Genomic DNA, 4,447 nt, shown 5'->3' on the forward strand with positions numbered 1-4,447 from the left:
ATATTCTTATAGTTATTTGTCCTATGAACATACATCTTGCTCCCGCAATCTGCACAATACATCAATCCTGTGAGTGGGTGATATTCGCCCCAACCGTCAGGATACCTTTTTACATTTCCTCTTATCCTTTGCACATTATCAAAGGTTTCTTGGTCTATGATTGCTTCGTGAGTATTTTCAAAGATGAGCCATTTATCTTCGGATACATATTTACTTTTCTTATCCTTGAAATGCTTTCTTGTTTTAAAGTTAACTGTATGCCCTAAGTATTCTTTTTTCTTTAAGATACTAGCAATTGTGGAACTACACCAACGATAAGGATATTCAAAGTTTTTACTTTGATGTAATCCATATCCCATTTTTTGCTGATGATAAGCGGGTATATCTATCTTATCTGCTTCCAGTATCTTTGCTATTTTGTATGGTCCTGCTCCGTCCATTGTAAGATTAAATATTCGTCTTACTATCTGTGCTGCCTTTTCATCTACAATCCACTTATCTTTGTCTTTTTCATCTTTGATGTAGCCATAAGGTGGAGTGCTTGCCGTATGCTTTCCGCTTTCTCCTTTTGATCTAAATGTAGATTGTATTTTTCTTGAAGTATCTCTTGCATACCATTCATTCATAATATTTCTAAAAGGGGTAAAATCATCTTCTCTGTAAAAGCTGTCTACATTGTCATTGATAGCAATCAGTCTTACGCCCTTTTGTCTTAATATCTCCATACATTGACCAACTTTGAGATAATCTCTGCCGAGTCTACTCATATCCTTTACGATGATACAACCGATATTTCCAGTATTTACTCCATTCATCATTTCCATAAAGCCTGGTCTATCAAACTGTGTCCCGCTTATTCCGTCATCTGTAAAATGGATGATGTTGGTTAAATTATTCTTACTTGCATATTCTTCAAGGATTTTCTTTTGATTGACGATTGAATTGCTTTCTCCTTGAAGTTCATCATCACGACTTAATCTCTCATAGAGTGCTGTTATCTTTTCATAATTCCTCATTTTTCCCCCTTTCTCTTAATTTCTTAAATAAAAAAGAATTAAGAAGTACATATTTCACTAAAATAGTGATTAAGTGTTCTCCTTAATTCTATTACTCCTGCTGCCAGCTTATATTTCTTGTATTGCTTAACTGCAAAATGACTTGGATCTTTCTTTTCAAGAGCTTCAAAAAGCCTATCAATTGGGTTCATATAGGTTTCGTCATCTTCTCTAACCTCACTTGCGTCAATCATATCTAAGAGTGTTTTAAAATTCTTTTCTTCTTCAGGTGCTTCATAATAAATATACCCAATAAGAGCAGTGTAATATAACTTTTCAGCCTTTACCCAAAAATCTTCTCCTGCCTTTTCTCCATCTCCCTTGGTGTTAGCAATTATGGTTTGGACAAGCTTTAAAATATCTTTTTCACTTCTCAAGTATGCAAAGGGATTGTATTTCATAGATTTTTTAAAGTTTATTGTGTTTAATATCTTTATGTCGTAACCATTTTCATAAAGCATTTTTCCACATTCTAACACAAGTGTGCCTTTAGGGTCTGTTACTACATAGGAAGAATGCATTTGCATTAGATTTGGCTTTACATAAAATCTCGTTTTACCTGATCCAGAACCACCTATTACTAATACATTTTTATTTCTGGCATATTTAGGGTTTTTAGGTCTTGAGTTCATTGTTAGTCTTTCGGTATTAGTTATGAGAACATTGTTTTCAAACTTAGGGTCAATATATGGAGCAATATCCTTACTTTCTCCCCATCTTGCAGATCCATATTCCTTGCCTTGCCTATATTTCTTTTTGTTTTTACCTTTGCTGTAAACAATTAACTTAACAAGACCAGCAACTGAAATACCTACTAACAAGTCCCTTGGATTAAGGCTTGGTATATAAGATAAAGTTCCTATATCAGAAATTCCCACCATTATTTTATCAATAATATCTCCTCCTACATAAGAATTGATGTGCTTAGAAAAGATATTTCCAATGTAGAAGAATGATAGATAGGGAATGTTTGATAATATAAATTTCTTTGGGTTGTCTATTTTAATTAGGTTTTTAATATCAGAAAGAATGGCTTCTAATATCTTATTCATCGTAGAAACCTTCACTATCTAATAAAATTAGTAGGTAGTGTCTTCCCTTTGGTGTTATTAATGTTTGTATTCCTACAAGTGTACCTAGTGGATCAATCCATTCTTTTACTTCAAAATATCCCTTGTTCTTATCTGCATAAGGTAAGAGTTTCTTTTTCTTATCTCTGTAAATTAATCCCTTATCCATTAGAAAACTTATAAATTGATTTTGTGGTATTCCTAACTCTTTGGCAGTATTTCTAAAGTTTGTAAGTAGGTTATAATCTACTAATTTGTCATAATAATCTGCCTTTGGTCTTAATTCTTCAATTTCTTCTTCTCTTTCAGCAATAATTCTATTGGCTACAAGAATTGCATCTGCAAGTAGATCTTCATTAGTTTTCTTTTCTTGCCCTACTATATATCCTCCGTTTTTTCTAATACTTGGTAAGACTTCTCTAGTTACCCAAGCTTTGAATATTTTTGCTTGTGGTAGTTTTGATGAGAGGATAAGTGAATACAATCCTGATTCGTTAATTATTGAAATATTCTGTATTCCTCCAGGGGTGTTCCATTTCGTTACACCCTTATCTTCTTCGTCTACATGGTCATAAATAGCTTTTCTGGGATTGACATATCCTAGCATAGTTGCTACTTCATTTGCTATAAAGAAAAACTCACCATCTTTTTCAATAACAGTGAGTTTCCCAAAATTCTTATTTTCAAATGTTTTTAGATTACTTATCATAAGCTTTGCTCCTTATGTTTATTTTTAACTTTATCTTTACTAATGGTGTCCTTAGCCATATCTTTAAACTTATTTATAGTCTTCGTTATTGAATCTTTTCTATCGGCCTTTTTTTCAGAAGCCTTAACTGCTTTTTTAAAGGCGTGTTCCATTACTTTTATATCCTTAGATTGAAAAAACACAGAGTGGTTACCAGTTTCCTTATCTTTCATAACAGAAAACTTCACTCCGTGTTTGTTTAAAATTTTCTTTAATTCTTTTAACTCAGGATCTTTTAGATTAATTTCTTCTAACTGTCCCTTTTTAACCATATCTTTTAGTTTTACTTCTTCTCCATTATTTTTTATTACATTTTTCAAGCCTCCTTGATCTTCTATTTGCTTGTGAACTTTCTTTAAGGCATCAAGAATTGCTTTACTTGTTGCTTTTGCAAGCCTTACTTCAAGGTTAAGACTCGACCTAGATACTTCTTCATTAATCATCTATTCCACCTCCATATAAAAGTAACTCTTTGTATTTTCTTAACTTCTCTTGATGGATTTTTCTTCTAAAATCTTCTCCCGTAACTTTAACTGGTATTGTCATTTCAAGTATTCTTGAATATATTCTCTGATACTCAAGGTCAATGTTTGGATTTTGAATAATTTCCAATGATAAGTTTGTAGTAAAAATTGTCGGCCTACCCTTTAAGTATCTTGAGTTTATAATGTTATATACCTGTTCTCTTGCATAAGATGTATCCCTTTCAATTCCAAGGTCATCTAAAATTAACAACGGAATGTTTGATAGGTTATCTATAATTTCATTTGAATCTAGCTTAAATGCAGATTTTTGTATTTGATTTATAACCTGAGATAAATTCATAATCTTAACTTTAACTTGTTCTCTTTCAATTAATTCATTTGCAATAGAACAAGCAAAGTAAGTTTTTCCACTGCCAACATCTCCATAAAATAAAAGTCCAACATTGTCTTCCTTCATTTGTTCAAAACTTTTAGCATAATTGTAAGCAACCTTGTAAGCTTGACCTTTTTCATTTAAGAATCTCTCAAAATTATATTGGTGTTGGAGTGGCGATGAGAAACAATCTCTTTTTAGCGATGATATTTTCATTAGTCTTTCTCTTTCTTCATTTTCCTTATCTCTTTTTATTTCACATTCACATTTAATTCTGGGAATAAACTTTGTAAAGCCAAGGTCAAGTAATTCTCCATCGACTCTTTTATCACATACCTTACAATAAATATGTCCATTTCTTTCAATATCATTTTCTCTTAATACAAAATCTTTTAAGTTCTTCATAAACTCTCTCCTATATCGTAATTCATTTTCCTTGTTGTATTATCATTAATGTTTTTTGCCTGATCATTAAGATACCAATTGATTATCGTTGCCTTGTAATCTTGATACACTCTGTTATTTGCTTTCATATATGACGACAACCTATCAATGTAGTCACTAATTCTACTTCCTAACTCATTTGTTAAGTCCTTGTATTCTTCATCAGTCAAAAATATGTTTTTATATATTCCATAAGGCTTTTGTCCCTTACTAAAATCATTCTTTCTTAACTCATTATTACTAATATTGTTATAGTTACCTTCCGATTTTCG

Annotated in this window: 4 protein-coding genes and 2 pseudogenes; all 6 read right to left on the reverse strand. The window is 31.6% G+C overall.

Annotation, left to right across the window (positions count from 1 at the left end; translation table 11 throughout):
* A partial coding sequence (locus tag NH286_RS10440) for a recombinase family protein (RefSeq protein ID WP_265238731.1) occupies positions 1-1,016 on the reverse strand: 1,016 nt, incomplete at its 3' end.
* A 95-nt stretch (positions 1,017-1,111) separates the two neighbouring features.
* Positions 1,112-2,107, reverse strand: a pseudogene (locus NH286_RS10445) (type IV secretory system conjugative DNA transfer family protein); the annotation flags it as partial.
* Positions 2,100-2,834 carry a phage antirepressor Ant gene (locus NH286_RS10450; RefSeq protein ID WP_000625112.1) on the reverse strand — a complete coding sequence of 245 codons (735 nt, stop codon included), beginning with the start codon at positions 2,832-2,834 and terminating at the stop codon, positions 2,100-2,102. The gene NH286_RS10450 and the pseudogene NH286_RS10445, both read right to left, overlap by 8 nt.
* Positions 2,831-3,316, reverse strand: a complete 486-nt coding sequence (locus tag NH286_RS10455) for a PcfB family protein (protein WP_000606597.1) — start codon at positions 3,314-3,316, stop codon at positions 2,831-2,833. Before NH286_RS10455 ends, NH286_RS10450 begins: the two co-directional genes overlap by 4 nt.
* Complete coding sequence (locus tag NH286_RS10460; protein ID WP_265238733.1) at positions 3,309-4,136, reverse strand: ATP-binding protein; 828 nt, start codon at positions 4,134-4,136, stop codon at positions 3,309-3,311. The genes NH286_RS10455 and NH286_RS10460 overlap by 8 nt, the downstream gene beginning before the upstream one ends.
* Positions 4,133-4,447: pseudogene (locus NH286_RS10465) on the reverse strand (replication initiator protein A); the annotation flags it as partial. The gene NH286_RS10460 and the pseudogene NH286_RS10465, both read right to left, overlap by 4 nt.

Origin of the sequence: Anaerococcus sp. NML200574 (genome assembly GCF_026131665.1) — a bacterium.
Classification (GTDB): Bacteria; Bacillota; Clostridia; order Tissierellales; family Peptoniphilaceae; genus Anaerococcus; species Anaerococcus kampingae.

Excerpts from the sequence above, each read along its gene's own strand:
- NH286_RS10450 (WP_000625112.1), bottom strand. The coding sequence starts at position 2,834 with ATGATAAGTAATCTAAAAACATTTGAAAATAAGAATTTTGGGAAACTC.
- NH286_RS10460 (WP_265238733.1), bottom strand. The coding sequence starts at position 4,136 with ATGAAGAACTTAAAAGATTTTGTATTAAGAGAAAATGATATTGAAAGA.
- NH286_RS10455 (WP_000606597.1), bottom strand. The coding sequence starts at position 3,316 with ATGATTAATGAAGAAGTATCTAGGTCGAGTCTTAACCTTGAAGTAAGG.